We start from the raw sequence: 24,331 nt of genomic DNA on the forward strand, positions 1-24,331 counted from the left end.
CACTTAGTGCACATCTCCGTTACCGTCTTAGGTGAAAGGAGCCTTGAATGACTGGTAACGAGATTCGCGACCCCCACGACCCCGATGCCGAGCCGCATGCGGAGGATCCAATTGAGCACGACCGCCCAGCGACGGCGGAACTGCAGGACCTTCTGGACGCGCGGAACCACGGCAATCAACAGAAGATTTCTGATCCGGAGGACGCTATTGAGCGTGCCTCCGAGGATGACAGCTTGCAGGTCGACTGGGCGGTAGTCGCCCCTCTCGCCGCTGTTGTCATCGCGGTAGTCGTCTGGGGTCTTACCGCGAAGGAGAGTTTCAGCGCGTTCTCTGACGCATCCTTCACCTGGGTGATCAGCAACCTCGGCTGGGCATATGTTTTCTTCGGAACAGTCTTCGTCCTGTTCATTATCGTGATGGCTGCCTCCCGGTTCGGCAAAATCCGGCTCGGGGCCTCCGACGAGCAGCCAGAGTTCAGCACGATGTCCTGGATCGCGATGATGTTCGCGGCCGGCATGGGCATCGGCCTGATGTTCTTCGGTGCATCCGAGCCGCTGAATTTTTACCGCGACGGAGTTCCAGGCATGGACAGCGCGGACGCGGTGGGCACAGCTATGGCCCAGACAATGTTCCACTGGACACTGCACCCGTGGTCTGTGTACGCGATCATTGGCCTCGCTATCGCGTACTCCACCTTCCGTCTCGGTCGCAAGCAGCTTCTATCCAGCGCCTTCATTCCTCTGATCGGGGAGAAGCGGGCTGAAGGATGGCTGGGCAAGCTTATCGACGGCCTGGCGATCTTCGCCACCATTTTCGGCACCGCCTGCTCCCTCGGACTCGGTGCGCTCCAAATCTCTACGGGCCTTGAAGCCTCCGGCCTCGTCGATTCTCCGTCGACCCAATTGACCATCGGAATCGTCGCGGTGTTGACCCTCGCGTTCCTCTTGTCCGCGATGTCCGGCGTGGGCAAGGGCATCCAGTGGGTGTCCAATTTCAACCTGATCATCGCCACTGTCTTGGCCATCTTCGTGTTCGTGTTCGGCCCGACCTTGACGCAGCTGAACATGCTGCCCACGGCTATCAATTCCTACTTGGACCAGTTCTTCCTTATGGCGTCGCGCACCGCGAACTCCGCCGATTCCTCGGCCGGTGAATGGTTGGGTGACTGGACCATCTTCTACTGGGCATGGTGGATTTCCTGGTCCCCGTTCGTGGGTACCTTCCTGGCCCGCATCTCGCGTGGACGCACCATCCGCGAATTCTGCATCGGAGTCGCCCTTGTGCCTGCTGGGCTGTCCACCGTGTGGTTCTGTATTTTCGGTGGCACTGCCATCCACCTGGAGCAGATTGGCGAGTCTATTTACGGTGACGGTGCGTCCGAGGAACAACTGTTCAACCTTCTGCACACCCTGCCAGGGGGCACCTTTATGGGCATTCTTGCACTGGTCCTTCTCGGCACCTTCTTCATCACTTCGGCGGATTCTGCGTCGACTGTGATGGGATCCTTGTCCCAGAACGGCAAGACCGATGCGAAGCCGCTGCTGACCGGTATGTGGGGCCTGGCCACTGCGGCTGTCGGTCTGACACTGCTCATTGCGGGTGGCGACGACGCGTTGAACTCTCTCCAGAGCGTCACCATCGCAGCGGCCACCCCGTTCTTGATCATTCTGATCCTGCTGATGTTCGCGATTGTCAAGGATGTCAGCAATGACACGATTTACCTCGACATGAAGGAACAGCAGCGTTTTGCTCACCAGCTGGCAATTGAGCGTCGCATGCACCGCGACGCCATCGCTAAGTCCCGCAAACGGCAGCGCATGTTCGGTACGAAGCGCTAGTCACTTATGCTGGGGCACATGACTGTCTCCCCGAACAACCCCACCTCCGAAAATGTCCTTGTGTGCGTGGCCTGGCCGTACGCCAACGGCCCGCGCCACATCGGTCACGTCGCCGGATTCGGTGTCCCGTCCGACGTCTTCGCGCGCTACCAGCGCATGGTGGGGAACAACGTGCTCATGGTCTCGGGTACGGACGAGCACGGCACCCCCCTTCTCGTTCAAGCGGATAAGGAGGGTGTGACTGTCAAGGAATTGGCGGACCGGTACAACCGCCAGATCGTGGAGGACTTGGCGGGTCTCGGTCTGTCCTACGATTTGTTCACCCGCACCACCACCCGCAACCACTATGCGGTGGTGCAGGAGCTGTTCAAGGGACTGTACGCCAACGGCTACATGATCAAGGAGACCACGCAGGGCGCGATCTCCCCGTCGACCGGCCGCACTCTTCCGGACCGTTACATCGAGGGCACCTGCCCGCTATGCGGCGCCGACGATGCCCGCGGCGACCAGTGCGACAACTGCGGTAATCAGCTCGACCCGGTCGACCTGATCAACCCGGTGTCCAAGATCAACGGCGAAACCCCCGAGTTCATCGAGACCGAGCACTTCATGCTCGACCTCCCGGCGCTTCATGACGCGTTGAAGGAGTGGCTCGAGGCCCGCGAAGATTGGCGCCCGAACGTGCTCAAGTTCTCCCTGAATCTGCTCGAGGACATGCGCCCGCGTTCGATGACCCGCGACATCGACTGGGGCATCCCGGTTCCTGTCGAGGGCTGGGAGAACGATCCGGGCAAGAAGCTCTACGTTTGGTTCGACGCCGTCATCGGTTATCTCTCCGCATCCATCGAGTGGGCAGCCCGCACCGGAAACCCGGATGCGTGGAAGCAGTTCTGGCAGGACCCGGACACCCGCGGCTACTACTTCATGGGCAAGGACAACATCACCTTCCACTCTCAGATCTGGCCCGGTGAGCTCCTCGGTTACGCCGGCAAGGGCTCCAAGGGCGGCGAGGTTCACGAGCTCGGCGAGCTCAACCTCCCGACCGAGGTCGTTTCGTCCGAGTTCCTCACCATGTCCGGTTCGAAGTTCTCCTCCTCCAAGGGCGTGGTCATTTACGTCAAGGACTTCCTCGCCGAATTCGGTCCGGATCCGCTGCGCTACTTCATTGCTGTCGCCGGCCCCGAGAACAACGACACCGACTTCACGTGGGATGAGTTCGTCCGTCGCGTGAACAACGAACTTGCCAACGGCTGGGGCAACCTAGTCAACCGCACCGTGTCCATGGCCCACAAGAACTTCGGGGAAGTTCCGGAGCCGGGCGAGCTTCTCGACGTCGACCGTGCCATCCTCGACCTCGCATCCCAGACTTTCGACTCCGCCGGACGCGAACTGGGGCTTGCCCACTTCAAGGCTGCAATCACCAAAGTGATGCACGTTGTCGGCGAAGCGAACGCCTACATCGCAGACCAGGAGCCGTGGAAGCTGGCTAAAGACGAATCCCAGCGTGAGCGCCTTGCCACCGTGCTTTGGACCGCGCTCCAGGTCGTGTCTGACTGCAACGCCATGCTGACGCCGTTCCTGCCCCACACCGCGCAGAAGGTTCACGAGACGCTCGGCCGCGACGGTGTTTGGGCAGCAACCCCGACCGTCAAGGAAGTCACGGACGATGCTGAGCTCGAGCTGGTCGGCGTTGGTCTTCCGGAGCAGGGGCAGACTTACCCGGTGATCACTGGAGAGTACGCATCCCAGCAGGCCGTATGGGCGCGCGTTGATGTCGTGCCGGGCACGAAGCTGGAGAAGCCGCAGCCTTTGATTGCCAAGCTCGATCCTGAGCTCGGTGTGACCGGCCCTGAGTGGGCACCGGTGCAGTAACTTGTCTGGGTCTGTTTCTCAGTTGGCCTCCGGGTAGAAGGGGAATTCGAGGCGGTACTCGCGCTCCAAGTCGAGGAGTGCCGCCACGCATGTCTCGTAGTCGCGGTCGATGTCGTAGGCGTCCAAGATCGCGTGCCCTTTGGCGAAGAACCGCTCCCGGTCCCGCTTGAGCCGCTGAATGTCGTCGAGCGTGCACTTCCAGCGTGGCTCCTCGGCAGTGGTGTGCCGCGCGAAGAGCCCTTCCGGATCGACTAATGCGTATGTGCCGTCCTCGAAGAGCCACACGATATCGCCGGTGACTGGGTCGGGAACGTACATGCCGCGCTTATCGGTCTTCAGGTTGTGATGGTGCTGGCAAAGTGAGAAAAGATTTGCCGCCGTAGTCTGCCCGCCCTCTTCGTAGGGGATTCGGTGGTCGAGCTGGCATTTCCATGCCGGGTGGTCGCATCCAGGGAAGATGCAGGTCCCGTCCCTGCCCTGCACGTAGGCGCGAACCGAGGGCGGCGGCACGTAACCGGCGACCGTGTGATCTCGCGCGGGGCGTAGATCGACGATCGTTGATCCCGCGCCATGAACCATCTCAGTTCCCGCGGCAGTGGTGTGCCCGAAGCCGGGAATGAAAGCAGAAGCGGATTCGTCGGCGGTGCCGTCCTCGTGCATCGGCGCATAAGCGAAAATTGTGACGCTGGCGGGCGGGGTGATTTCCCCGGTGATGAGTTTCACCACTGCTTCGACCGGAGTGATGTCTTCGGTTTTCGCCGCTTCCAGGATGAATTCCTTGATCATGGCCATTGTGGCGTGGTCCGCGGTCAGAGTCATTCCGGAGGTCCCATGGGTGCCGCCGGGGTGAAAATCGAGGTCGCATTGGCCGGGCGCCGCGCTTTCACGGGACTTCCGCTTGCGTTTGTCGTGCGCGATCGAAGAGTCGATGTCGCCGATGAACTTGTTCAACCGGTGAGTAATGGTGTGGGCGCCCGGCAACTCTTGATTCTGCTTGGTCGGCGTGAAGAGCTTCATCAGCATATCGTCGATGAGATCATAAATGTCCTGGTCCACGTTGTTGCCGAGCATGCTCATGGCGCGGTCGATCGCTTTCAAACGCGATAGATCCAAGCGAGCTGTTTCATCCTGCAGCTGCTTGAGATGCGGCAAGCACTTAAGTGTCATGTAGCAGTAGACCCCCGATTTCACCTCGTTAAGTGGAAGCCCAGTAGTGGTGCGTAACCGCGCCATCTCAATGTCGTGGTCGGCGGAACCGAGGAACTCCTCGCCGTCTTCGGCGTACTGGCGGAAGAGCGCATGGTGTGCCCGGCGGAGTGCCATGCCGTTAATGGCGTCCGGATCGTCCAGGTTTTCAGTGGCGAAAAACGGATCCATCACGGTTCCTCCCCTCGATCTGGCAGTTCCAGCAGTGTCATGATTTCCCCCTCAACGTGACTGCGTTCTCTGTTTGTGCGAACAGTCTTTCATATTGGGTGAACCATGCCTGCGGGAACAGCATTATCAATCGAACGTGTGTTCGACTATTTGAGCAAACTACCAGGTCGCTAGAGTGCGCTGTCGAACAGGAACCGGGGTTCGCCTCGATCACGGGGCTGGGCGAGGCATTGCCCGGGCTAAGCGACGGTCGACGTGGTCAGCTTCGAAATCTAGTTGCCCAGGAACTGCTTGATGAAGGCAGTCAACTTTCCGGGTTCCTCGTCTTCGAAACGGGTGTCCACGACCACCAGGGGGGCGGTGTACATGTCGTGGTCGGGGGAGGTGACGACGAGGTCGGTGCCGTAGTCGTCGATAAGCAATTGCCATTTGAAGTCGTGCTCGCGGATGAACGCGTCGCCGAGCGCTGTGCCGTACATGCGGGCGACGTCGCCGCGGGAGTACGCGCGCCGCAGGTCGGGCTCGAGGGCGAGGTATTCCCTCAAGACCTCTTCGAATGAGGCGACGATGTCGTCGATCGAGCCGTTGATTCCGGCGACGGCAGCTTCGGCAAGGTCGCGCTCGATTTGGGTGCGGGTTGCGGCATCGATGTCGTGGAACTCCATGCGCCCGAGGATAGGCTGGAACGCATGTCGAAGAAGAAACCGCGCCCCACGCCCGTTCCAGCCGCGCGAATTGCCGGGCTTGTCGACGCCCACACGCACCTCGCCTCCGCCAAAGCCCGCACCAAAGACGAAGTCGATGCGATGGTGAATAGCGCTGTGGAAGCGGGTGTCGAGCGGATCTGCACGGTTGGCGACGGACTAGATGAGGCGGAGCTGGCGCTCGAGGCGGCGCATATGAATGACCGTGTTTTCGCTGCGTGCGCGATCCATCCGACGCGCGCGGGGGAGCTGGATGAGACGGCGCGGAAGCGGCTGACTGAAATGGCCGCGGATGAGCGGTGTGTGGCGGTGGGGGAGACCGGCATCGACACCTACTGGATCAAGCATGACCCTGACGGAACTGCGTCACTAGACGTCCAGGAGGAGGCGTTCCGCTGGCACATCCAGCTCGCCGTCGATTCAGGCAAGGCGCTGATGATCCACAACCGCGAGGGCGACGCAGACATGATGCGGATTCTCGCCGACGCCCCGCGGCCCGAACATGTCATGTTGCATTGTTTTTCTTCGCCCATCGACTTCGCCCGCGAGGCGATCGACCGCGGCTACGTCCTGTCCTTCGCCGGCAATGTGACGTTCAAGCGTAACGACCAGCTGCGGGAGGCGGCGAGGATTGCGCCGGCCGGGCAGTTGCTCATTGAAACGGATGCTCCGTACATGACGCCCGAGCCGTTCAGGGGTGCACGCAACGAGCCGTCCTTGATCGGCCACACCGCGAAAGTTGTAGCCGAGGCGCGAGGGGTGCCGGTCGAGGAGCTGGCCGCCGAGGTGAACGAGACCTTCCGACGCATCTTCGGGGTGTGAGGTAACGCACTTTTCCAATTCATGCAGGGCGGAAGTTGCGTGGGTGGACGGACGTTGTGCATGTGATTGTTGGGGTGGCAACAAAAGGGATGGCCAGCTGAATTTCTGGTGCGGCGTCGTTCTTTACCGTATTGTTACTTGAGTTCCGTGGACCCTCAGTGAGGAATTCTTTTCTATGTCGCGTCATCGTCGCATCAACAAGACTTCGACCACCCGTGCCGTCATTGCTTCCACCGCTGTTGGTGCCCTCGCCATCGGCGGAGCAACCACGGCCGTCGCCGCGCAGAAGTCGGTGACCGTGGACGTCAATGGTGAGCCGATCGAGCTGACCACGTTCGCCGGTAATGTCGGCGGTGCCCTTCAGGCTGCCGGTGTCGAGGTGGGGGACCAGGACCTCGTCTACCCCGCGCCGTCGGATGCTCTTGCGAACGGCGACACTGTGACAGTCAGGACTGCGAAGCCGGTGGCTGTGACTATTGACGGCGGCGAGGCCCAGGAGTTCACCACCACAGCCGCTACTGTGTCCGACTTCCTGAAAGAACTGCCCGGTGTTGCAGGATCCAGTTCCGCATACGCGGGTGATGAACCGGTCACCGACAACATGACCATCGATCTGACCTCCCCGAAGATCGTGGCTATCCACGACGGGGGAAAGACGACCTACACCGCTGCGGCGGCGAAGACGGTTTCTGAACTCCTCGCTACCCGCGGCGTTTTGGTGGATTCCAATGACCGAGTCTCCCCGGGGATGGACACCCCGCTGACCGGGAACATGGACATCACCATTGACCGGGTAGACGTGGAGGAGCGGACTTCTACCGAGGAGTTCGATGTAGAGCCCCGTTACGTTGACGACGAGAACCTCGCCGAGGGCGAGGAGCAGGTGCGTGAGAAGGGCGAAAAGGGCAAGCGCGAGACGACCCGTCGCGTCGTCACCGTCAACGGGGCGGTTGAATCCGACGAGGTGGTCAAGAACGAGGAGATCCGCAAGGGTCGTGCTGCCGTCATTGCCCGCGGCAAGAAGGCGGCCGCGGCGTCCGCTCCGGCCGTCGCCGGCGGCTCCGTCTGGGATTCGCTCGCGCAGTGCGAGTCCGGCGGAAACTGGGCCATTAACACCGGCAACGGTTTCTATGGTGGCCTGCAGTTCACCGCTTCCACCTGGGCCGCTTACGGCGGAACCGCCTACGCTCCCACCGCGAACCTGGCTAGCCGTGAGCAGCAGATTGCCATCGCTCAGAAGGTTCAAGCTGGCCAGGGTTGGGGTGCGTGGCCTGCCTGCACCGCGAGCCTGGGTATCCGCTAATCTCGGAGGACATGACGCGCCCCGACATCCAGTTGCTCGGCCCGGTGGAGATCCGGGCTCTCGCTGATGAGCTCGGGGTGTCCCCGACGAAGAAGCTCGGGCAGAACTTCGTTCACGACCCCAACACCGTGCGCCGCATTGTGGCGGCTGCTGAGCTCTCGCCGGACGATACTGTTCTGGAGGTCGGACCTGGCTTGGGCTCCCTGACGTTGGGGTTGCTCGAGGTTGGGTGCCAGGTTTCTGCCGTGGAGATCGACTCGCGTTTGGCGCAGCGACTCCCGCAAACAGCGGCTGAATTGGCTCCGGAGGCGGCGGGCAACCTCGAGGTTATCAACGCCGACGCGCTCAAAGTGGGAAAGCCGGATCTGCCGGTTCCGCCCACGGCTTTGGTAGCGAACTTGCCCTACAACGTGGCGGTTCCGGTCTTGCTGCACTTGCTGGAGGAGTTTCCGAGTATTCGCCGCGTCCTTGTCATGGTCCAGCTCGAAGTGGCGGACCGTCTCGCGGCGGAACCAGGATCGAAGATCTACGGCGTGCCCAGCGTGAAGGCATCGTTCTACGGGGACGTGCGGAAAGCGGGCAACATCGGCAAGAATGTTTTCTGGCCTGCGCCCAACATTGAATCGGGGCTCGTGCGTATCGACGTCCGCGATAAAGGCTGGCCACTCTCCTTGCGCGAGCGCGTTTTTCCGCTTATCGACGCAGCTTTTGCCCAAAGACGCAAGACCCTCCGCGCCTGCTTGAGCGGGGTTTACGGGTCAGGGGCGTCCGCCGAGGAAGCGCTGCGCGCCGCGGGGATCGACCCTGCGCTGCGGGGAGAAAAGCTCGCTGTGGACGACTTCGTCCGTCTCGCGGAGGTGAGTGAGCAATGAAATTCACGGCACGCGCCAACGGCAAAGTGAACCTGCATCTCGGGGTGGGGGAAGTCCGGGCTGACGGCTACCACGATCTGTCCACCGTCTTCATGGCGGTGGACAGGCCGGAAACAGTCACGCTCACCACGCTCGAAGGCGGTGAGCGTCACCCGGATGCATCGCCTCTCAGCTTCATCTCGGAGATGAAGACGACGTACCACGTCCAGAAACCCGACGAGGACCTGGATACGCCGAAGAACCTGGCCTGGAAAGCGGTGGATTCGATCTGCACCGGCTACATGGGGATTCTGGGGCAGGACGAGTGGCGCGAGGACATCAAGCCGGATTTGCCGATGATGCGCCTCGAGGTGGACAAGACTGTGCCCGTGGCCGGCGGGATGGCGGGCGGCTCCGCCGACGCCGCCGCTGCGGTGGAGGCGATTAGCGCGCTCATCGCCCACTACGACCGGCCGCTGCCGGAGGAGCTGTTCACGTACTTGGTGCCCGCGCTGGGGGCCGATGTCCCGTTTGCTCAGATGGGCGGCATCGCGCTGGGTACCGGCCGCGGGGATTCGCTCGTGCCGATGATGGGGCGCGGGAAGTACTGGTTCGCATTCCTGAACCCCAAGGTGGGGCTGTCCACGAAGGATGTGTTTGAGAAATTGGACGATCTCCGTTTCACGTACCCTTCGATGGTCCCGCACATGGACACGACGACGTTGTCGCGGGCGCTCGTGTCCGGTGATCCGCAGCTCGTGGGGGCCGCCATGCACAATGACCTGGAAGCCGCTGCGCTGGCGTTGCGGCCGTCGTTGCAGCAGCTCATCCACGACGCTGAAGATGCCGGCGCGATCCGCGCGATGGTGTCCGGTTCCGGCCCGACCGTTGCGGCGCTGTGCGGGGATGAGGAGGCGGCAAGGGGGGTCGTCGATAAGCTGACTGCGCGCGGTGACATCGAAGGCTTCGCTGCTCACGGGCCTGTCGGGGGCGTGCGTCTGCTATAGGCCGAGGGTATACTTTGCGGTATACTGGGTGCATGGCAGAGCAGACGACGATCAAAGTGCCCGTTGGTTTGCGCGACCAGATCAAAGTTATTGCGCAGCAACGGGGTGCGAGCATGCCGAGCATCATCGAGGAAATGCTCGAGGTCTACCGTGAAGAACTTCGAATGCGCCGGTTGCAAGCTCAAGTCGAAGCGACTCCGCTAGAGGAGTTGAAAGACTACATGAAGGAATCGGCTGAATGGGATCGGGCATACGGGTGGTGACCGAGGAGCTCGCGCCGGGGGACGTGGTGTGGATCGAGTTGGATCCCACCGCGGGAAACGAACAGGCAGGAACTCGACCGTGCGTTGTGGTGTCCTCGCGAAATCACTTGAGAACTGTTCCCACCTTGGTGTCTGTCGTGCCCGTGACCTCAAAGGATCGCGGATGGGATAGTCACGTTCCAATTGATCCTGAAGGCGTGCTGCCTAAGCAGAGTTGGGCGATGGCTGAACAAGTTCGGACGCTTTCGCGGGAACGGATCCGGCGCGGAAATGGTCGAGTGAGTGTCTCGTGTTTTCGCGAAATTCTGTGGTGGGTGCGGGCGTTCATTGCAGACCCCTCTCGTGTCTAGAATGGCCCCATCATGGCGAACCTGATCAACCTGGAAAATGTGTCCAAGACGTGGGGGCTGAAAACCCTGCTGGACGAAGTGTCTCTCGGTGTGCAGACCGGGGACCGGATCGGCGTGGTGGGACTCAATGGTGGCGGCAAGACCACGCTGCTCGAGGTGCTCACCGGTATTGAGCTGCCTGATGAGGGGCGGGTGTCTCACACCAATGGCCTGCGTATGGCGGGGGGGACCCAGCGTTTCACCCTGCCGGACGACGTGACGGTCGGGCAGGCCGTGGTGGAGCCGCTGGGGCTCGAGGTCTTTGAATGGGCATCGAATGCCAAGGTCCGCGAAGTTCTGGCCGGAACGGGTGTGGCGGAGCTGGGACTGGACACGCCAGTCGGAAGCCTGTCGGGCGGCGAGCGGCGCCGGGTGAACCTGGCTGCGGCACTCGTACGCGACCTTGACCTGATTGTGCTCGACGAGCCGACGAACCACCTCGATGTGGAAGGCGTGCAGTGGCTTGCGGACCATTTGCTCAAACGGAAAGTGGCCATTGTGGTGGTCACGCACGACCGCTGGTTCCTCGACACTGTGGCGACGTTGACCTGGGAAGTCCACGACGGAAAAGTCGACGTCTACGAAGGCGGGTACAACGATTGGACGTTCGCGCGCGCGGAGCGTGCGCGGCAGGCCGACGCGATTGAGCAGCGGCGGCAGAATCTGGCGCGGAAGGAGCTCGCGTGGCTGCGCCGCGGTGCGCCTGCCCGCACGTCGAAGCCGCGTTACCGCATCGAGGCAGCGGAAGCGCTGATCGCGGATGTTCCCGCCCCGCGCGACACGGTGGAGCTCATGGCGTTCTCGAAGCAACGCCAAGGCCGCGTGGTTGTGGAGTTGGAGAACGCGCGTATTGACGCACCAGACGGTCGCACCCTCGTGGACCACCTGACGTGGCGGCTGGCTCCGGGCGAGCGCATCGGTCTTGTCGGTGTGAATGGTTCAGGAAAGACAACGCTTCTCCGAACCATTGCCGGGGATTATCCGCTGGCGGAAGGCAAGCGCATCGAGGGGCAAACCACCAAGATCGGGTGGCTGCGGCAGGAACTCGATGACCTGGATCCGTCGCGCCGGGTGATCGACGCAGTGGAAGATGTGGCCACGTACATCACGCTGGGCAAGAAGGAAATGAGTGCGTCTCAGCTGGCGGAGCGCCTCGGATTCTCCCCGAAACGCCAGAGGACACCGGTCGGTGATTTGTCCGGCGGCGAGCGGCGCCGGCTGCAGCTCACGCGCGTGCTCATGAGCGAGCCGAACGTGCTGCTGCTCGACGAGCCGACGAACGACCTGGACATTGACACTCTCCAGGAGCTGGAAAACCTCCTCGATTCCTGGCCCGGCACCCTGGTGGTGATCTCCCACGACCGCTACCTCATCGAGCGCATTGCCGATGTCACCTACGCTCTCTTCGGGGACGGGGCACTGACCAATCTGCCCGGCGGCATCGAGCAGTACCTGGACCGCAGAAAGGCGATGTCGGAGGAATCCGGTGTCTTGGACTTGGGAGAGACGGCACCGAAGAAGAAGCCGGAGGGCGGAATCAGCGGGCAGGAGCGCCGTGAGCTGTCGAAGAAGATGAAGTCGCTGGACCGCAAAATGGAGAAGCTCGACGAGCAGGTGGCTGCCCTGGAGTCCGGAATCACGGAGATGTCTGGGGCGGCGGCCCCCGATTTCGAAGCAATTGGGGCGAAGACTGGCCGAGTGGCTGAGCTGCGTGCGGAGCGTGAAGAGCTGGAACTGGAGTGGCTCGACTTAGGTGAGCAGCTGGAATCTTGAGTCCAAGCTATATTTTTGAGAGAAATAGTTCAAAGTGCAAAATAAATGATGAGCTCTCTGTAGTCTTCGGGCTATGGGGAATCCAGTGAGATCAGTCACAGATCGGATCAGCTTCAAGCGGCGCACGTTCCTCGCGGGAGCAAGCCTCGCCGCAGCAACAGCCGCGATGGGGGTGCCACGCGCAGCAGGGCAAGAAGCCGTGCTTACGGTGGGCCGCGGCATGGCGGACATGACCGGCGAGCCGCTCGGCGCCGGCATGAACGGGTACGCGGTGATGAAGCAGTCCACCACCGGCATCCGCTTCCGTCAGTTCGCGCGGGCCTTCATCTTCGAGGACGCGGACGGCGTGAGCAGCGTGTTCGTCATCGCCGAGATGGGGTTGATGTTCCAATCCATCCAACTCGAGGTGCTCCGCCGCCTGCGGGGCTTGTTCGGAGGCAAGTACAACGAGTCGAACGTGTTCATCACCGCCACCCACACGCACGTGGGGCCGGGCGGCACCTCGGGCCACCTCATGGTGGACCTGACCACCCTGGGTTTCCGGCCCGTGACGTTCGAAGCGACAGTCGCCGGCATCGTCGAGGCAGTGGAGAGGGCGCACGCGGACAAGCAGCCGTCGAACCTCCGTCTCGTGCGCGGCGAGGTGAAAGATGCCGGCGTCAACCGTTCGTTCCAGGCGTTCTCGCGCAACCCGGAGGAGGAAAAGAGGGCGTTTCCCACAGGGGTCAACCCGGAGAGCCTCACCTTGTTCGTCAGCCGCGGCGGAAAAGACGTCGGCCTGATCAACTGGTACGGCATGCACGCCACGAGCTTCGGGCACGAGCACACGCTTATCGACGGCGACCACAAAGGCTGGTCATCCTGGCGCATGGAAAAAGAGCGTGGCACCGTTCACCGGGATGCGGCGAATCCTCCCTTTGTCGCGGCGTTCGCCACCGCCCCTCAAGGAGACATCACCCCGAATGCCGGACTGGAACCGAAGACCGGTCCGGGATACGAGAATGAGGCGCTCTCCGCCCAGATTCTTGGCGACCGGCAGATTGACGCTACTCAGGGGAAGTTGGTGGACATCAGCGGCAGCCGCATCCGCAACCGCCACAAATGGGTGGACATGCGCAATGTGGCCGTCCGCGGAGAATTCACCCCTGACGGTTCGGACCAGAGGACTGGCCCGGCGATTCTCGGTGCCGCGTTCGCCGCATCCAGCCAGGAAGACGGCGGTGGTTTGGAGGTTCCTATCTTCAACGAGGGGGAGCGCGGCGGCACCCCGTGGGTGAAGCATCTCAACGACGTGACGGTGCCCTCAGACTGGAAAGAGATTCACGGCAACAAGGAGATGCTGCTGCCACTCGGCTACATCGACGGGATGATCCAGCAGGTGCTGATGTTCTCGGTGACGCAGATCGCCGGGTTGACCATCATCACTAACTCGATGGAGCCGACGTCGATGGCGGGGTACCGGATGCGCAAACGCGTGGCGGAAGTCCTCGGCGTGCCGCTGGAGACCGTGGTGTGCCAGGGATACACCAGCGGTTACGCCCACTACGTGGCCACCCCGGAGGAATACGACAACCAGGACTACGAGGGTGGCGCAACCATCTTCGGGCGCCACGAGTTGTGCGCGATGGTCCAGGTCTACGATGAATTGGCGCGCTCTTTGCGGGACGGATCGCAACTTGATTCCGGAGCTCCCGCGGGTGATCTGACCGGGTGGATCCCGAAGTCGCTTCCTGGCCGGCCCGGTATCGACCGCCCGGCATGGGGGAAGCAATTCGGCGACGTGATCACGGCAACGCAAAAGGTCAAGGCGGGCGACACTGCGTCGGTGACGTTTTCCTTCGCCAACCCCAACTCGGATCTCCGGCGCGGAGTCGGCTACCACGCAATCACGGATGCGTCCGGCGCGATCGTCGCGGACGATTTCCACTCCAGCACCATCATCGAGTTTGTGAAGAACGCCGATGTGGTCAACGCCCGCATCTCCTGGGATACGCAGGGTTTCAGTCCTGGGACCTACACGGTGACAGTGGAAGGGAAGTCCCGGGCAATCAGCGGTGAGCTGACACCGTTTGAGGGCACGGCGGAGGTGACCGTCGTTTAGCTCGTACACTGGGGCGCATGATTTTGATCAACGTACGTTTCCGCCCCCTGCCCGAGAACACCGAGAACTTCCGTGAGCTGGTCAACGACTTCACTGAGGCCTCCCGCGCTGAGGAGGGCAACCTCTTCTTCGAGTGGTACCGCAACACCGACGATCCGCGCGAGTACATCCTGGTCGAGGCATTCAAGGATGACGCGGCTGAGGCCCACGTGAATTCCGACCACTTCAAGGCCGCACAGGAACTGTTCCCGCAGATCCTGGAGAAGACCCCGGAGATCATCAACACCCTCATTGAGGGCAAGACCGAGTGGGACGAAATGGCCGAATTCAAGGTGCAGTAGCAGGCGTATTACCGTTGTAGGTATGAGTTCTGAGAGCACTAACAAACCGCCGAAGCTGTCCAAGAAGGCCTACGAGGAGGAGCTGCTCCGCCTCCAGGCAGAATTGGTGAAAATGCAGCAGTGGGTTGTGGCCACCGGCGCACGCATCGTCGTCGTCATGGAGGGCCGCGACGCGGCGGGAAAGGGTTCCGCAATCAAGCGGATCACCCAATACCTCAACCCGCGTGTGTGCAGGATTGAGGCGCTGCCGAAGCCGACGGAGCGGGAGCAGACGCAGTGGTACTTCCAGCGGTACGTCGAAAAGCTCCCTGCCGCCGGCGAAATCGTGATCTTCGACCGCTCCTGGTACAACCGTGCCGGTGTGGAGCGCGTCATGGGCTTCTGCACCACGGAAGAGTATCGGCGCTTCCTGCACCAGGCGCCGATCTTCGAGCGTCTGCTGGTGGAAGACGGGATTTACCTGCGCAAGTACTGGTTCTCCGTGTCCGACGAGGAGCAGCACGCGCGCTTCCAGTCCCGCCGCAACGATCCGCTGCGCCAGTGGAAGCTCTCGCCGATGGACCTGGAGTCCATCACCAAATGGGAGGACTACTCCCGCGCGAAGGACGAGATGTTCATCCACACCGACATCCCGACCGCTCCGTGGTACACCGTGGAATCCGAGGACAAGAAGCGTTCGCGCATCAACGTGATCTCGCATTTGCTGTCCACGATCCCGTACGAGCACGTTGAGCCGGACCTGCCGGAGATCCCCGAGCGCCCGGAGTCCGACGAGTACGAGCGTCCGCCGCGCGCCGAGTTCCGCTACGTGCCGGATGTGGCCTCCAAGTTGGAAAAGGGCAAGAAGAAAGACAAGAAGAGCAAGAAGAAGTAGCTACTTCGGGTAGCCGCGGGGCGTGCTCACCGTCTTGTTCCTGGGTATCCAGAAGCGGTAGGGCACCTCCGCGTTCTTGCTGATGCCCACGCGCGGGCCCGCGACCCATTCGGGTTCCTCGTCGCGCGGGGCGAGCATGACAGGGGCGCCGTTGTCCTCCAAGGAAAGGCCGAGGGCGCGCCCCAAATTTCCTGGCCCGCGCGCAAGGTTCTCGTAGGCGACGACTTTGCCGTTCGCTTGTCGACGTTCCCGTGCCAGCTCTTCCCCCTCCAGGACCTCCCCGCCCCGCATGAGGCACCCTTGGCCGGTGCCTTCGGGCGCGCACACGATGTTGCCGTTGAGGTGGATCCCGTAGGAAAGGTAGACGTACAGTCTGCCGGGCGGGCCGAACATGGCGGCGTTGCGGGGAGTTTTCCCCCGGTAGGTGTGCGCGGCGGCATCCTCCGCGCCGAGGTACGCCTCCACTTCGGTGAGCCGGATGGTCACGCCGTTGTGCGTGACGGTGCAGCCGAGCAGCTGCGGTGCGACCACGTCGGCAGGAGCGGAGAAGTCGATCCGGGAAGGCATAGAAGCCTTTTTAGCCTAACGAGGCAGGGGATTAAAGACGGGGGAGGGCATCTGCTGGCCGATGATGCGCACTGCCCCGTATCCCAGCGCGCCGAGCGACGTAATGATCCCAGTAGCGGCTAGGACAAACGCGATGGTGTTCGTCGTGTCTGCAGCGATGGAGTCCTTGTCGGTGGAAGACAGCGCTCTCCAATCAATGGCATGGGCCGTGTCGGGGGATGCTGTGAGCGTCCCAGCCGCAAGGCAGAATGCGAGACCTACAGCTGGCAAACGACGTTTCCGGACGAGGGGCATGGTCTTCACTCCTAGCGCGGCATGAAGTTCTGCCAAGCGAAGAACAGTCCGCCGCCGATGAGAGCGATGGCTGCGATCACGATTCCAATGATGGAACCGGTGCTCAGGCTGCTTCCTGATTCAGTAGTCGGAGCCGGCTGCGTCGTAGTCGGGTCAGATGGCTTCGGTGCCGTCGTGGTCGCCGGGGATGTCGGTGCAGAATTCTGCTTGTCGCCGAACTTGAGGGTGTAGTTGAACGCATCCGCTTCCGGCTTGTACGTCTCGGAATAGGAGATCAAGGAATCAAAGCCGCCCTTGCCCAGCCTGCCTTCCTTGGTTTTTCCCGTGACTTCGGCTCCGGCAACCGGAGTAATGGGGTTCTCGAGCTCGTACACTGCAATCACGGCATCGTCAGCTTTCGGGACGGCGGCTTTCTTTCCTCCCGGGAGTTCGCCGTTCGCCTCGTAGTCTGCGGTGAACGTCACTTTCTTGCCGTCTACCTGAACCTTGAAGTCTTCGTAAGAGAGGTCCAGGCCCCAGCCACGGTTCGGGCCGAGACCCTTGTGTCCGTAGAACTGGATCTTTCCGTCGAGGTTGATTGTGCCGTTGCCCTGGGCGTCGAGCTTCGACTTAGCAGCGTTGACGGGAAGATCGAAGCCGGTGGTCTTGCCGGTGGCCGGCGTCTTTGTCGCACCGTCGGAGACATTGATCTCGCCTCGAGCGAAGCCCTGGACATAGTTCAGGAAGCTGCTCTTAAGGGGCCAGTTCACAGATCCGGACTGCACAACAGGTGCGGACTCCGCGGCGGTAGCTGCCAGCGGGGCGACGGTAAGAACGCTTGCAGCAAGAGCGGCGGCTGTAACTGGGGCGAGGGATGTGGAGAAGCGCATGGGCATCCTTTCAGAGAGTGCACTTTTGCATATATAAATAAGGTGTGCCTAACCTTGGTAGAACTATATAAGGTGTGCCTAACCTTAGCAAGGTTCTGGGGCGAATTTTTTGGAAAACAGGACGGAGGTGTGTTCCTCGATGCGGTCGTCCCGCTCAGGGCGCACGTAAAGGCCAGATGGTGTGTGCTCAACGTTGATCGGCCATTGGTAAACCTCCGACAAAATCTCGGGGGAGTACACGTCGTGGACCGAACCTGCTGCGGCCACCTTGCCGCGGTTGAGGCACACCACCTTGTCGCAGTAAGTCGCCGCGGCCTGGAGGTCGTGGAGGACGACGATCACTGTCCGCCCGGCATCTGCGAGGCGGCGCACAGTTCCCATCGTGCTTTCCTGGAATCGGATGTCCATCGCGGCGGTGGGTTCGTCGAGAATGGCGATTGGGGTTTGTTGAGCCAGGATTCGCGCGAATGCGACGCGAGCGCGTTCGCCACCGGACAGAGTGGTTACATCGCGGTCCTCTAAATGGGCGACACCGGCGGTTGCGAGTGCTGCGTCGACGATCGTGCGGTCCATCTCCGGTGTGCTTTGCTTCGACCAGGGTGTGCGTCCCATTTCCACGACATCGCGGACCAGGAATGAGAAGGCCACTGAAACGTCTTGGAGCATCACCGAACGAGTTTGCGCGAGGAGGGTCGGCGGGGCCGATAACACGTCTATCCCATTTAGGCTCACGCTTCCTGTGGTCGGGCGACTATCACCTGAGATCGCAGCCAGAAGCGTGGATTTCCCAGCTCCGTTCGGGCCGATCAGTGCGGTGACTTTTCCTGCGGGGGCGGCAAAAGAGACGTCGTCAAGAATGAGGTTCCCGTTCTTTACCACCGTGATTTTTGAAGCCTCTACAGTCATGCGACCCTGCTCTTTCGGATCATTTGCCGCAACAGAATGAAGAACGTCGGGCCACCGAACAGCGCGGTGAAGATGCCAATGGGTAGGTCTGCGAACGGGATCAAAATGCGTGCGAATATATCGGACGCTCCAATGAGGAGTGCGCCCCCTACGATCGAAGCGGGAATCAGGACTCGGTTCGACGGGCCAGCAACCGTACGGATGATATGTGGAATCACCAAACCAACAAAGGCAATCAGGCCAGCGAAAGACACCGCCGCGGCTGTAAGCAAAGTGGACAGGAAAATGGCTGCGATTCTCACCTGTTGAACATTCAAGCCCACGTGTGACGCGGCAGTGTCGCCCAGCGCGAGAAGATCGAGTTTCCGGCCAAGCGTCAGCGCAACGAGAGCTGCTGCAGTGACAATCAGCGCGACGATCCCTGTTTGCTCCCAATTCGCACCAGCGAGAGTGCCCATCTGCCAGAAAATGATCTGCTCACGGGCGGTCGTCGGTGCGAGAAACACGAGCAATGAGATTGCTGCACCTGCTATTGCGTTAGCGGCGATACCGACGAGAACAAGGTTGATAACCTGGACTTTTCCATCGGATCGTGACAGCTGGTAGACGACGATCGTAGTGGCTATACCTGCCGCGAACGCGCACACAGGAACGGACCAGGAGCCGAGTGCGCTGGTGCCGAAGACGATTGCAACGGCAGCGCCCACCCCCGCCCCACTCGTGACACCGATAATCGATGGTTCAGCGAGAGGGTTCGAGAACACCGCTTGCATGAGTGCCCCGCCTAGTCCAAGCGCGGCGCCGACAAAAAGACCGAGCACGAGACGCGGAAGACGGATTTGCCAGAGAACGGACGCATCGAGTTCCGTGGCGGACATCGGTCCGGCGGCGAGAATAGGCCAGAGATCGTCCAACTCTAAGTCGTACTGGCCGACAATGACAGAGCAAATACATGTTATGGCGAGGAGCGTGAGCACGACCGCGAAGAGCACTCCGCGGCGGAACCGACGCTTTTGGAAGGTGTCTCGCTTACCGCTAGCTTGTGTCGAGTAGATTGCTTGATTCTTGGTGCTGGTGACAGCAATCATTTCGCGTCCGTTTCGCCATATAGAGCGTGCGCAGCCCGCAGCAGCAATTCGGGTGTTTGGGGCCCGTAGGCTAGAGAATCACCGTCGGGGAGAGCGAGAACGCGGCTGTTCTGGCCTGCGGTTGTCTGTGCCACGCCCGGACGCTGAAGCAGACCCTGGATATCGCCGGTGGATTCAAGGCCCCCGTTCATCATGACGAAAAGCTCGGGGTTCACCTCGGCGAGCGCCTCTGGGCTCGCGGGAGAAGGAGCTCCAATGCCGTTCTCGGAGTTCACATCGATTCCACCCAGCGCGGAGATGAGGTCCTTAGTGTGGTTCTCATCTCCCAGAAGGTAGAAGACTCCACCCGTGCCACGGGCATAGAGGAACGACATTCTAAGCGGGTTCGAGGGAACGACTTCGGCGATGGCTTGCTGGGCGTCGGCTAGTTCCTTCTCAGTCCGATTTGCGAGCTCTTCGCCTGCTTTCGGTGCACCGACAACCGCTGCCAAGTCGCGGATGTCTTGGCCGATGGAGTCCATCTGGCGCTTCGGCTGCATCACCACCACGGTGATACCCGCATTGCGAATTTGGTCGATGGCCTCTTCTGGCCCGATCGAATGGTCGACAATGACCAAGCTCGGTTTGAGGTTGAGCACGGCTTCGGCGTTGAGAGTATGGCCGCCCTCCGTGACAACGGGGAGGTCCTTGAGGGATTCCTCGGCGGAGGAGACAGTGCGGCCGACGATGCTGTCGGAGAAGCCGAGACCGCGAAGCGTTTTGGTGTACGTGCCATATAGATCGAGGGCAAGGATCCTGGAAGTGTCGGTTACGGACACCTCGTAGCCGTCAGCATCCGTGAGCTGAACAGGAAGTGATGGTTGCGGGTTGTTCGTCACTGGTTCCACTTCGCTCAACTGATCCACGCGGGCAACTCCGGTCCCCGCATGAGGGTCAGAAGCGGACTCAAGGGAATCGACGAGCTGCTGAGTTTGAGACTGGGTTGGGTTATCCCAAGAGGCGCACCCTGAAGCCAGTAGTAGGGAGGTGGCCAGGATTACGCCGGTGAGAGTCTTTTTCATTGTCGAACTTTCTAATTCTTCAAAACGAAACGGGTGAGTACACCGCCGGAGGTGACAAAGGACGCGAGAATGAGCAGCATCTGGGCGATCGTGTTGTCGTCCCAGGAGAATCCATCTTCGCCGGCGGATTTGATTTGGAATTGACTCTCTCCAGCCCCCTTAGAAGTAGATGAGCTGTCAATGTCGTGCTGTTCATCCAGAACAGATCCGTTTGCCCCAGCATCAGTGCTTTCGGTCGTTGAAGCGGAGTCATTGCGCAGTGATGCGGCTTGATCGGCAGAGCCTCCTTGGCCGGTTGCTTCACCTGAATTGGAATTACCTTGGCCATCGGCGCAGTTCGGTGATCCCCCCAACTGCGCTACGAACGAGATTGGGTCCAATGAGTCCCCGGCAGGATAGAACTGTCCGAATGCTTCCGCACCAGCTGCCGTCAGTGAAGTGTTTGCACGCCCTGAGACAGCGTTGTCCGAGATGTTGAGTTCGGAAAAGGAAAGATTAGCAATGGTCACGCGGCCGAAATCGTGGGGATTGCCTTTAGGGTCATTCGATTTCGTGTTGAGGATCAGCTGCCCGGTGTTGCCGGAGAACTGGACTTCCATGTTGGAGAAACGTGTGTCCAGAATGCCGTCATGCCCGGTGAAACGAATTGCTCCGGGGAAGAGGATTGAACCGGATTTGCTCTGCGTGTTGACAGATCCAGAGTTTCCGGACCACTGGAAGGCGTTGTTTGAATCGCCGACCCCGCTGAGTTCCCAGCCGCCTCTTGCAATGGATCCTTTGATGTAATTCCTGAACGACTGGCGTACGCCCCACGTTGCGTTGGCCTTCTGCACGCCACGTGCGGCGGAATCCGCACAGACGTTTCCTGGCCCGGATGCTTTGGCTGAAGCCGCGACTGTTGTTCCGCCCACCGGGGCTTTACTCGTGCTCATCGGTAGTATCGCAGGCGCTCCGCCGCCTCCTGGTGCCCCGCTGTCTGCCAACGGGCTGACGTCCGCCGCAGCGAATTGCTGGCCACCCTCGATCGGTGAAGGTCCCGGTGTAGCAGTCGAAGGTGTTGCTGACGCAGCGTCGCTTGCTTGCCGGTTGAAGAGCTTTTCTGCGTTGGTCAACACGTTGTCGGTGTTGACCATCAAACCGTTGACTTCGATCAAGGTGTCGTTGATCGTTCCGACCAGAGCGGCGGGTCCTTCAGTGGCATTCGAACGGGTCTGGCCGCGATCGGTCGATGCGCTGATACCGGATTGTGAGGGTGCGGCACCTGCCTCATCACGGAGCTGAAGCTGGACATCTATCGGGTCCATTTCTGCTCCTGCCTCATAAAATGTCTTCCCGAAGACCTGCAGAGCTTGGGGGTCATTGTTAAGAGTTGAAGTGCCCTGCAATCTCACGGTGGCGGCAGAGAAATCCGGAGCGGCACTAAGGACGACGTTGGCGAGCCGGGTATCCTTCCAAACCTTCCTTGGGCCTTTGGTCTTGGTGTCTATGAATTCGTTTCCCTCGGCATCAACGATCACTTGAGCCCGCGACCCATTCACGAGGAGACGGATGTTGCTCAACGTCAGGTCCAAGATCCCGTCGTGGCCGTAGAAGTGGACTTTTCCGTCGAATTTGATCAGGCCCGAGTCCTTTGAGCTCATTCCTGACAGGGTTGCCGGGAAGGTGTACTGGGTGTTGCCGTCGACTCGTCGGCCGTTGTACTCGATGTAGCCCTGGGCAATATTTCCGGTGATGTACTTCCGGAAGGACTGCTTTACACCCCACGTCAGTGTGCCGTTGTGGACCGCGCGGTGGGTTTGGCTGGTGCCGGCATCCTGCGCGTAGGAGATGGCGGGCAGAGCGAGCATGGGGGCGCCGGCGCCGAGAACAGTGATCGATGCTACTGCGGCAAGCGCAGAGAACTTTCTTTTGAGCATTGGGATCCCTTTTTGTGCAGTGCTCGGGAGGGGAGCAGGATTTCAAACTTTAGCGTGTTAGGTTAGGCTAACTTATATAGCAAACGAAGGTGAATGGAAGGTTGATAGGGCAGATGGCTCACGATGATTCGACTCAAGTCATTAGCCGCGTGGCAGAGGGGCCGCGGGCGAAACTCGAAGGATGGGAGCGCGGGGCGATCACACTGGCTACTGCCGTTCTTGCTTTTGGGGGAGCGGCCGGCAACTCGCTGGTGGCGCTAGTTGGGGCGGCGGGGCTCCTCGCTGTTGTGGTGGTGATGACGCAGATGCCGGCTCGTAAGGCCCGGAAGTTACAGGGTGGGGGCCGAGAATTCCGTACCGGACCGGCTGTCGTTTTCGGTGTGGCGTGGGGTCTTGTGATGGCCGCGGTCGGAGCAATCCTGTTTCTTTTTCCGAACGGCTACGCCATGACCGGAGGGATGCTCGCGGCGGGAGTGAGCGCGGTGATCATGGTGATCGCGCTGGCGATTGTCGATAAGTGAAGTGCTAGCCCGCGAGTTCAATGAACACCCTGCTGTTAAGGGTGAACGCCTGCCTAGCGTTGGAGAGCAGTGAGGCGCGTTCCACCTCATCGAACGGCAGGGAATCGAGCGTGTCCTTGTACTGCTTCCGGTACGGCGGAATCTTCCCGATGGCCGAGAAGTCGTAGAAATTCAACTCGTCGGCGGTGAAACCGTAGTGTCCAGCTAGCACTCGGGCGATGACTTGGCCGCCTGCGATGTCTCCGAGGTAGCGCACATAGTGGTGTGCGATTAGGGCGGGGGCATCCGCGTCGGGAATGTGCTCCAGTGTTGCGACGTACTGGCGAGTAGCGGGAAGCGGGCTGATTTGTTCTCGCCAGTCAGGTCCGATCATTGCCGCAAGGTCGCGCCCGAGGGCGGGGACCCGCTCTAATCGCGGGTCGGCGATCCGCGATGTCGTGACGCCTTCGGGGTCGGCGGAGCAGCCGCGTCGGGCCGCTTGCTCGAGGGCGGTGTAGATAAAGTAGTACTGCGCGGTCAGATTGACGGCGTCCTGCCGGGTGAGGTTGCCGCTGCCCAATGCTGACATGAATGAGGTGTTTTCAGCCTGGGAGTGAGCGGTGGCTGTGCCGTCGCGGAGGAGCGTGGAAATGGGGGTGGCGGTGACAATCGTCATCGGGAGCCTCCTGTGAACTAAGGTTAGGGATACCTAAAATAGATACAGTAAGGCTAACCTAATTTACAAGAGGTGAACGCATGGCGATGGGAATTAGCAAACGTTAGTATGACTTAATTCGGGTAGCGGGCCCTACAGCCAACTCTCGATCATCTTGATCGCTCCGTGGTCCGCGTTAGATTCAGCCACGATGTCCGCGATCGCCTTGAGTTTCTCGTGCCCGTTCTCCATGGCCACGGCGGTGCCGGCGGTCTCGAGCATCTCGTAGTCGTTCAGGTAATCGCCGATAGCGGCGGTGTCGGCGATGTCGACATCGAGAATCTCCGCAAGTGCTTTGAGTGCGTGGCCCTTATTGGTTTCCGGCGACATGATGTCCACCCAGTGCTCGCCACTGACGGCAATGTTCTGGTCTGACGCAGCCCGGGCGATGGGGAGGCCGTCTTTCTCCGCGTCTGTCTCCACGAAGAGAGAGACCTTGATGGTGGGATCGTCGGAATGTTCCGCGGCTTCGAGCAGAGAGGGGACGGGCCGCTGCGAGTGGTAGTACTTCGAGGTTTCGCGGGCGATGTTCTCCGGCATGTCTTCTAGCACAAGCGCGTATTCGGGTTTGCACACCACCGGGTAGACAGGCGCGTCGGCGGCGGCGCGGAGAACGCTCGTCACAGCATTTTCGTCCATCGGCTTGGTGGACACGATGTCGCCGTCGTGCCACACCGCTCCGCCGTTCTCGGCGATGAAGGTCTGGATGCCGCGTCCATCGAACATGTCTTGCAGCGTGGCCAGCTGGCGGCCGGATGCCGGGGCGATCACCATGCCTTTGCTCTTCGCTTCCTCGAGCACGTCCCAGAACTCGTCGGGGATATTTCCCTCCGGATCGACGAGGGTTCCGTCCATGTCGAGGGCGACGATTCGGGGGAAAGTCATAGCAGTCCTTTACGT

At 61.0% G+C, this 24,331-nt stretch carries 24 protein-coding genes; 13 read left to right on the forward strand and 11 right to left on the reverse strand.

Annotated features, from left to right (window positions below; translation table 11 throughout):
* Positions 1–47 precede the first annotated feature (47 nt).
* Complete coding sequence (locus CZ338_RS01045; protein WP_087116297.1) at positions 48–1,838, forward strand: BCCT family transporter; 1,791 nt, start codon at positions 48–50, stop codon at positions 1,836–1,838.
* 6 nt (positions 1,839–1,844) lie between these two features.
* A complete protein-coding gene (metG, locus tag CZ338_RS01050; RefSeq protein ID WP_204211794.1) occupies positions 1,845–3,710 on the forward strand; it encodes a methionine--tRNA ligase in 1,866 nt (621 codons plus the stop codon).
* An 18-nt stretch (positions 3,711–3,728) separates the two neighbouring features.
* Here the strand turns inward: metG and CZ338_RS01055 are convergent, their stop codons facing one another.
* Positions 3,729–5,087, reverse strand: coding sequence for an HNH endonuclease signature motif containing protein (locus CZ338_RS01055; protein ID WP_087116299.1), 1,359 nt, complete (start codon positions 5,085–5,087; stop codon positions 3,729–3,731).
* Positions 5,088–5,359: 272 nt separating this feature from the next.
* On the reverse strand, positions 5,360–5,752 hold the full coding sequence (locus CZ338_RS01060) for a DUF3806 domain-containing protein (protein ID WP_087116301.1): 393 nt from the start codon (positions 5,750–5,752) through the stop codon (positions 5,360–5,362).
* A 24-nt stretch (positions 5,753–5,776) separates the two neighbouring features.
* Between CZ338_RS01060 and CZ338_RS01065 the strand changes: the two genes are divergently transcribed.
* From CZ338_RS01065 to ppk2, 10 genes are all read left to right on the forward strand, one after another.
* Entirely contained in the window at positions 5,777–6,613 is an 837-nt protein-coding gene (locus CZ338_RS01065; RefSeq protein WP_087116303.1) for a TatD family hydrolase, read from the forward strand.
* 175 nt (positions 6,614–6,788) lie between these two features.
* Positions 6,789–7,916, forward strand: coding sequence for a resuscitation-promoting factor (locus tag CZ338_RS01070; protein ID WP_087116305.1), 1,128 nt, complete (start codon positions 6,789–6,791; stop codon positions 7,914–7,916).
* Between the two features lie 11 nt (positions 7,917–7,927).
* Positions 7,928–8,788 carry a 16S rRNA (adenine(1518)-N(6)/adenine(1519)-N(6))-dimethyltransferase RsmA gene (gene rsmA / locus CZ338_RS01075; RefSeq protein WP_087116306.1) on the forward strand — a complete coding sequence of 287 codons (861 nt, stop codon included), beginning with the start codon at positions 7,928–7,930 and terminating at the stop codon, positions 8,786–8,788.
* Positions 8,785–9,774 (forward strand): 4-(cytidine 5'-diphospho)-2-C-methyl-D-erythritol kinase, encoded by a 990-nt coding sequence (locus CZ338_RS01080; RefSeq protein ID WP_087116308.1) that lies wholly within the window; start codon positions 8,785–8,787, stop codon positions 9,772–9,774. Before rsmA ends, CZ338_RS01080 begins: the two co-directional genes overlap by 4 nt.
* 32 nt (positions 9,775–9,806) lie before the next feature.
* Entirely contained in the window at positions 9,807–10,037 is a 231-nt protein-coding gene (locus tag CZ338_RS01085) for a hypothetical protein (RefSeq protein ID WP_087116310.1), read from the forward strand.
* Positions 10,013–10,387: a type II toxin-antitoxin system PemK/MazF family toxin gene (locus CZ338_RS11340; RefSeq protein ID WP_087116312.1), complete on the forward strand. Its 375-nt coding sequence runs from the start codon at positions 10,013–10,015 to the stop codon at positions 10,385–10,387. The genes CZ338_RS01085 and CZ338_RS11340 overlap by 25 nt, the downstream gene beginning before the upstream one ends.
* Before the next feature lie 12 nt (positions 10,388–10,399).
* Positions 10,400–12,199 (forward strand): ABC-F family ATP-binding cassette domain-containing protein, encoded by a 1,800-nt coding sequence (locus CZ338_RS01095; protein ID WP_087116314.1) that lies wholly within the window; start codon positions 10,400–10,402, stop codon positions 12,197–12,199.
* A gap of 73 nt (positions 12,200–12,272) precedes the next feature.
* Positions 12,273–14,300, forward strand: coding sequence for a neutral/alkaline non-lysosomal ceramidase N-terminal domain-containing protein (locus CZ338_RS01100; RefSeq protein WP_087116315.1), 2,028 nt, complete (start codon positions 12,273–12,275; stop codon positions 14,298–14,300).
* Positions 14,301–14,317: 17 nt separating this feature from the next.
* Positions 14,318–14,641 (forward strand): putative quinol monooxygenase, encoded by a 324-nt coding sequence (locus tag CZ338_RS01105; RefSeq protein WP_087116318.1) that lies wholly within the window; start codon positions 14,318–14,320, stop codon positions 14,639–14,641.
* A gap of 22 nt (positions 14,642–14,663) precedes the next feature.
* Positions 14,664–15,515: a polyphosphate kinase 2 gene (ppk2, locus tag CZ338_RS01110; RefSeq protein ID WP_087116320.1), complete on the forward strand. Its 852-nt coding sequence runs from the start codon at positions 14,664–14,666 to the stop codon at positions 15,513–15,515.
* On the opposite strand, the gene CZ338_RS01115 is transcribed toward ppk2, so the two are convergent.
* The 7 genes from CZ338_RS01115 to CZ338_RS01145 form a co-directional block, all read right to left on the reverse strand.
* Positions 15,516–16,082, reverse strand: coding sequence for a DNA-3-methyladenine glycosylase (locus tag CZ338_RS01115; protein ID WP_087116321.1), 567 nt, complete (start codon positions 16,080–16,082; stop codon positions 15,516–15,518).
* A gap of 15 nt (positions 16,083–16,097) precedes the next feature.
* Complete coding sequence (locus tag CZ338_RS01120; RefSeq protein ID WP_087116323.1) at positions 16,098–16,376, reverse strand: hypothetical protein; 279 nt, start codon at positions 16,374–16,376, stop codon at positions 16,098–16,100.
* Between the two features lie 11 nt (positions 16,377–16,387).
* A complete protein-coding gene (locus CZ338_RS01125) occupies positions 16,388–17,245 on the reverse strand; it encodes an HtaA domain-containing protein (RefSeq protein ID WP_162287283.1) in 858 nt (285 codons plus the stop codon).
* An 84-nt stretch (positions 17,246–17,329) separates the two neighbouring features.
* Complete coding sequence (locus tag CZ338_RS01130) at positions 17,330–18,151, reverse strand: heme ABC transporter ATP-binding protein (protein ID WP_087116326.1); 822 nt, start codon at positions 18,149–18,151, stop codon at positions 17,330–17,332.
* Positions 18,148–19,239, reverse strand: coding sequence for a FecCD family ABC transporter permease (locus CZ338_RS01135; RefSeq protein ID WP_087116328.1), 1,092 nt, complete (start codon positions 19,237–19,239; stop codon positions 18,148–18,150). The genes CZ338_RS01130 and CZ338_RS01135 overlap by 4 nt, the downstream gene beginning before the upstream one ends.
* Positions 19,236–20,300, reverse strand: coding sequence for a heme/hemin ABC transporter substrate-binding protein (locus tag CZ338_RS01140; protein WP_087116330.1), 1,065 nt, complete (start codon positions 20,298–20,300; stop codon positions 19,236–19,238). The genes CZ338_RS01135 and CZ338_RS01140 overlap by 4 nt, the downstream gene beginning before the upstream one ends.
* 11 nt (positions 20,301–20,311) lie before the next feature.
* Positions 20,312–22,216: an HtaA domain-containing protein gene (locus tag CZ338_RS01145; protein ID WP_087116332.1), complete on the reverse strand. Its 1,905-nt coding sequence runs from the start codon at positions 22,214–22,216 to the stop codon at positions 20,312–20,314.
* Positions 22,217–22,329: 113 nt separating this feature from the next.
* Between CZ338_RS01145 and CZ338_RS01150 the strand changes: the two genes are divergently transcribed.
* Positions 22,330–22,737 carry a hypothetical protein gene (locus CZ338_RS01150; RefSeq protein ID WP_087116334.1) on the forward strand — a complete coding sequence of 136 codons (408 nt, stop codon included), beginning with the start codon at positions 22,330–22,332 and terminating at the stop codon, positions 22,735–22,737.
* Between the two features lie 4 nt (positions 22,738–22,741).
* Here the strand turns inward: CZ338_RS01150 and CZ338_RS01155 are convergent, their stop codons facing one another.
* Together CZ338_RS01155 and CZ338_RS01160 are read right to left on the reverse strand one after the other, a co-directional pair.
* Positions 22,742–23,392 carry a biliverdin-producing heme oxygenase gene (locus CZ338_RS01155; RefSeq protein WP_087116335.1) on the reverse strand — a complete coding sequence of 217 codons (651 nt, stop codon included), beginning with the start codon at positions 23,390–23,392 and terminating at the stop codon, positions 22,742–22,744.
* A gap of 132 nt (positions 23,393–23,524) precedes the next feature.
* Positions 23,525–24,316 carry a Cof-type HAD-IIB family hydrolase gene (locus CZ338_RS01160; RefSeq protein WP_087116337.1) on the reverse strand — a complete coding sequence of 264 codons (792 nt, stop codon included), beginning with the start codon at positions 24,314–24,316 and terminating at the stop codon, positions 23,525–23,527.
* Between the last annotated feature and the right edge of the window lie 15 nt (positions 24,317–24,331).

This window comes from Corynebacterium urinipleomorphum (assembly GCF_900155535.1).
Classification (GTDB): domain Bacteria; phylum Actinomycetota; class Actinomycetes; order Mycobacteriales; family Mycobacteriaceae; genus Corynebacterium; species Corynebacterium urinipleomorphum.

What these genes read in the sequence shown, in the direction of transcription:
- CZ338_RS01045 (WP_087116297.1), top strand. Translation starts at nt 48, where the DNA reads ATGACTGGTAACGAGATTCGCGACCCCCACGACCCCGATGCCGAGCCG.
- metG (WP_204211794.1), top strand. Translation starts at nt 1,845, where the DNA reads ATGCTGGGGCACATGACTGTCTCCCCGAACAACCCCACCTCCGAAAAT.
- CZ338_RS01055 (WP_087116299.1), bottom strand. Translation starts at nt 5,087, where the DNA reads ATGGATCCGTTTTTCGCCACTGAAAACCTGGACGATCCGGACGCCATT.
- CZ338_RS01060 (WP_087116301.1), bottom strand. Translation starts at nt 5,752, where the DNA reads ATGGAGTTCCACGACATCGATGCCGCAACCCGCACCCAAATCGAGCGC.
- CZ338_RS01065 (WP_087116303.1), top strand. Translation starts at nt 5,777, where the DNA reads ATGTCGAAGAAGAAACCGCGCCCCACGCCCGTTCCAGCCGCGCGAATT.
- CZ338_RS01070 (WP_087116305.1), top strand. Translation starts at nt 6,789, where the DNA reads ATGTCGCGTCATCGTCGCATCAACAAGACTTCGACCACCCGTGCCGTC.
- rsmA (WP_087116306.1), top strand. Translation starts at nt 7,928, where the DNA reads ATGACGCGCCCCGACATCCAGTTGCTCGGCCCGGTGGAGATCCGGGCT.
- CZ338_RS01080 (WP_087116308.1), top strand. Translation starts at nt 8,785, where the DNA reads ATGAAATTCACGGCACGCGCCAACGGCAAAGTGAACCTGCATCTCGGG.
- CZ338_RS01085 (WP_087116310.1), top strand. Translation starts at nt 9,807, where the DNA reads ATGGCAGAGCAGACGACGATCAAAGTGCCCGTTGGTTTGCGCGACCAG.
- CZ338_RS11340 (WP_087116312.1), top strand. Translation starts at nt 10,013, where the DNA reads ATGGGATCGGGCATACGGGTGGTGACCGAGGAGCTCGCGCCGGGGGAC.
- CZ338_RS01095 (WP_087116314.1), top strand. Translation starts at nt 10,400, where the DNA reads ATGGCGAACCTGATCAACCTGGAAAATGTGTCCAAGACGTGGGGGCTG.
- CZ338_RS01100 (WP_087116315.1), top strand. Translation starts at nt 12,273, where the DNA reads ATGGGGAATCCAGTGAGATCAGTCACAGATCGGATCAGCTTCAAGCGG.
- CZ338_RS01105 (WP_087116318.1), top strand. Translation starts at nt 14,318, where the DNA reads ATGATTTTGATCAACGTACGTTTCCGCCCCCTGCCCGAGAACACCGAG.
- ppk2 (WP_087116320.1), top strand. Translation starts at nt 14,664, where the DNA reads ATGAGTTCTGAGAGCACTAACAAACCGCCGAAGCTGTCCAAGAAGGCC.
- CZ338_RS01115 (WP_087116321.1), bottom strand. Translation starts at nt 16,082, where the DNA reads ATGCCTTCCCGGATCGACTTCTCCGCTCCTGCCGACGTGGTCGCACCG.
- CZ338_RS01120 (WP_087116323.1), bottom strand. Translation starts at nt 16,376, where the DNA reads ATGCCCCTCGTCCGGAAACGTCGTTTGCCAGCTGTAGGTCTCGCATTC.
- CZ338_RS01125 (WP_162287283.1), bottom strand. Translation starts at nt 17,245, where the DNA reads ATGCGCTTCTCCACATCCCTCGCCCCAGTTACAGCCGCCGCTCTTGCT.
- CZ338_RS01130 (WP_087116326.1), bottom strand. Translation starts at nt 18,151, where the DNA reads ATGACTGTAGAGGCTTCAAAAATCACGGTGGTAAAGAACGGGAACCTC.
- CZ338_RS01135 (WP_087116328.1), bottom strand. Translation starts at nt 19,239, where the DNA reads ATGATTGCTGTCACCAGCACCAAGAATCAAGCAATCTACTCGACACAA.
- CZ338_RS01140 (WP_087116330.1), bottom strand. Translation starts at nt 20,300, where the DNA reads ATGAAAAAGACTCTCACCGGCGTAATCCTGGCCACCTCCCTACTACTG.
- CZ338_RS01145 (WP_087116332.1), bottom strand. Translation starts at nt 22,216, where the DNA reads ATGCTCAAAAGAAAGTTCTCTGCGCTTGCCGCAGTAGCATCGATCACT.
- CZ338_RS01150 (WP_087116334.1), top strand. Translation starts at nt 22,330, where the DNA reads ATGGCTCACGATGATTCGACTCAAGTCATTAGCCGCGTGGCAGAGGGG.
- CZ338_RS01155 (WP_087116335.1), bottom strand. Translation starts at nt 23,392, where the DNA reads ATGACGATTGTCACCGCCACCCCCATTTCCACGCTCCTCCGCGACGGC.
- CZ338_RS01160 (WP_087116337.1), bottom strand. Translation starts at nt 24,316, where the DNA reads ATGACTTTCCCCCGAATCGTCGCCCTCGACATGGACGGAACCCTCGTC.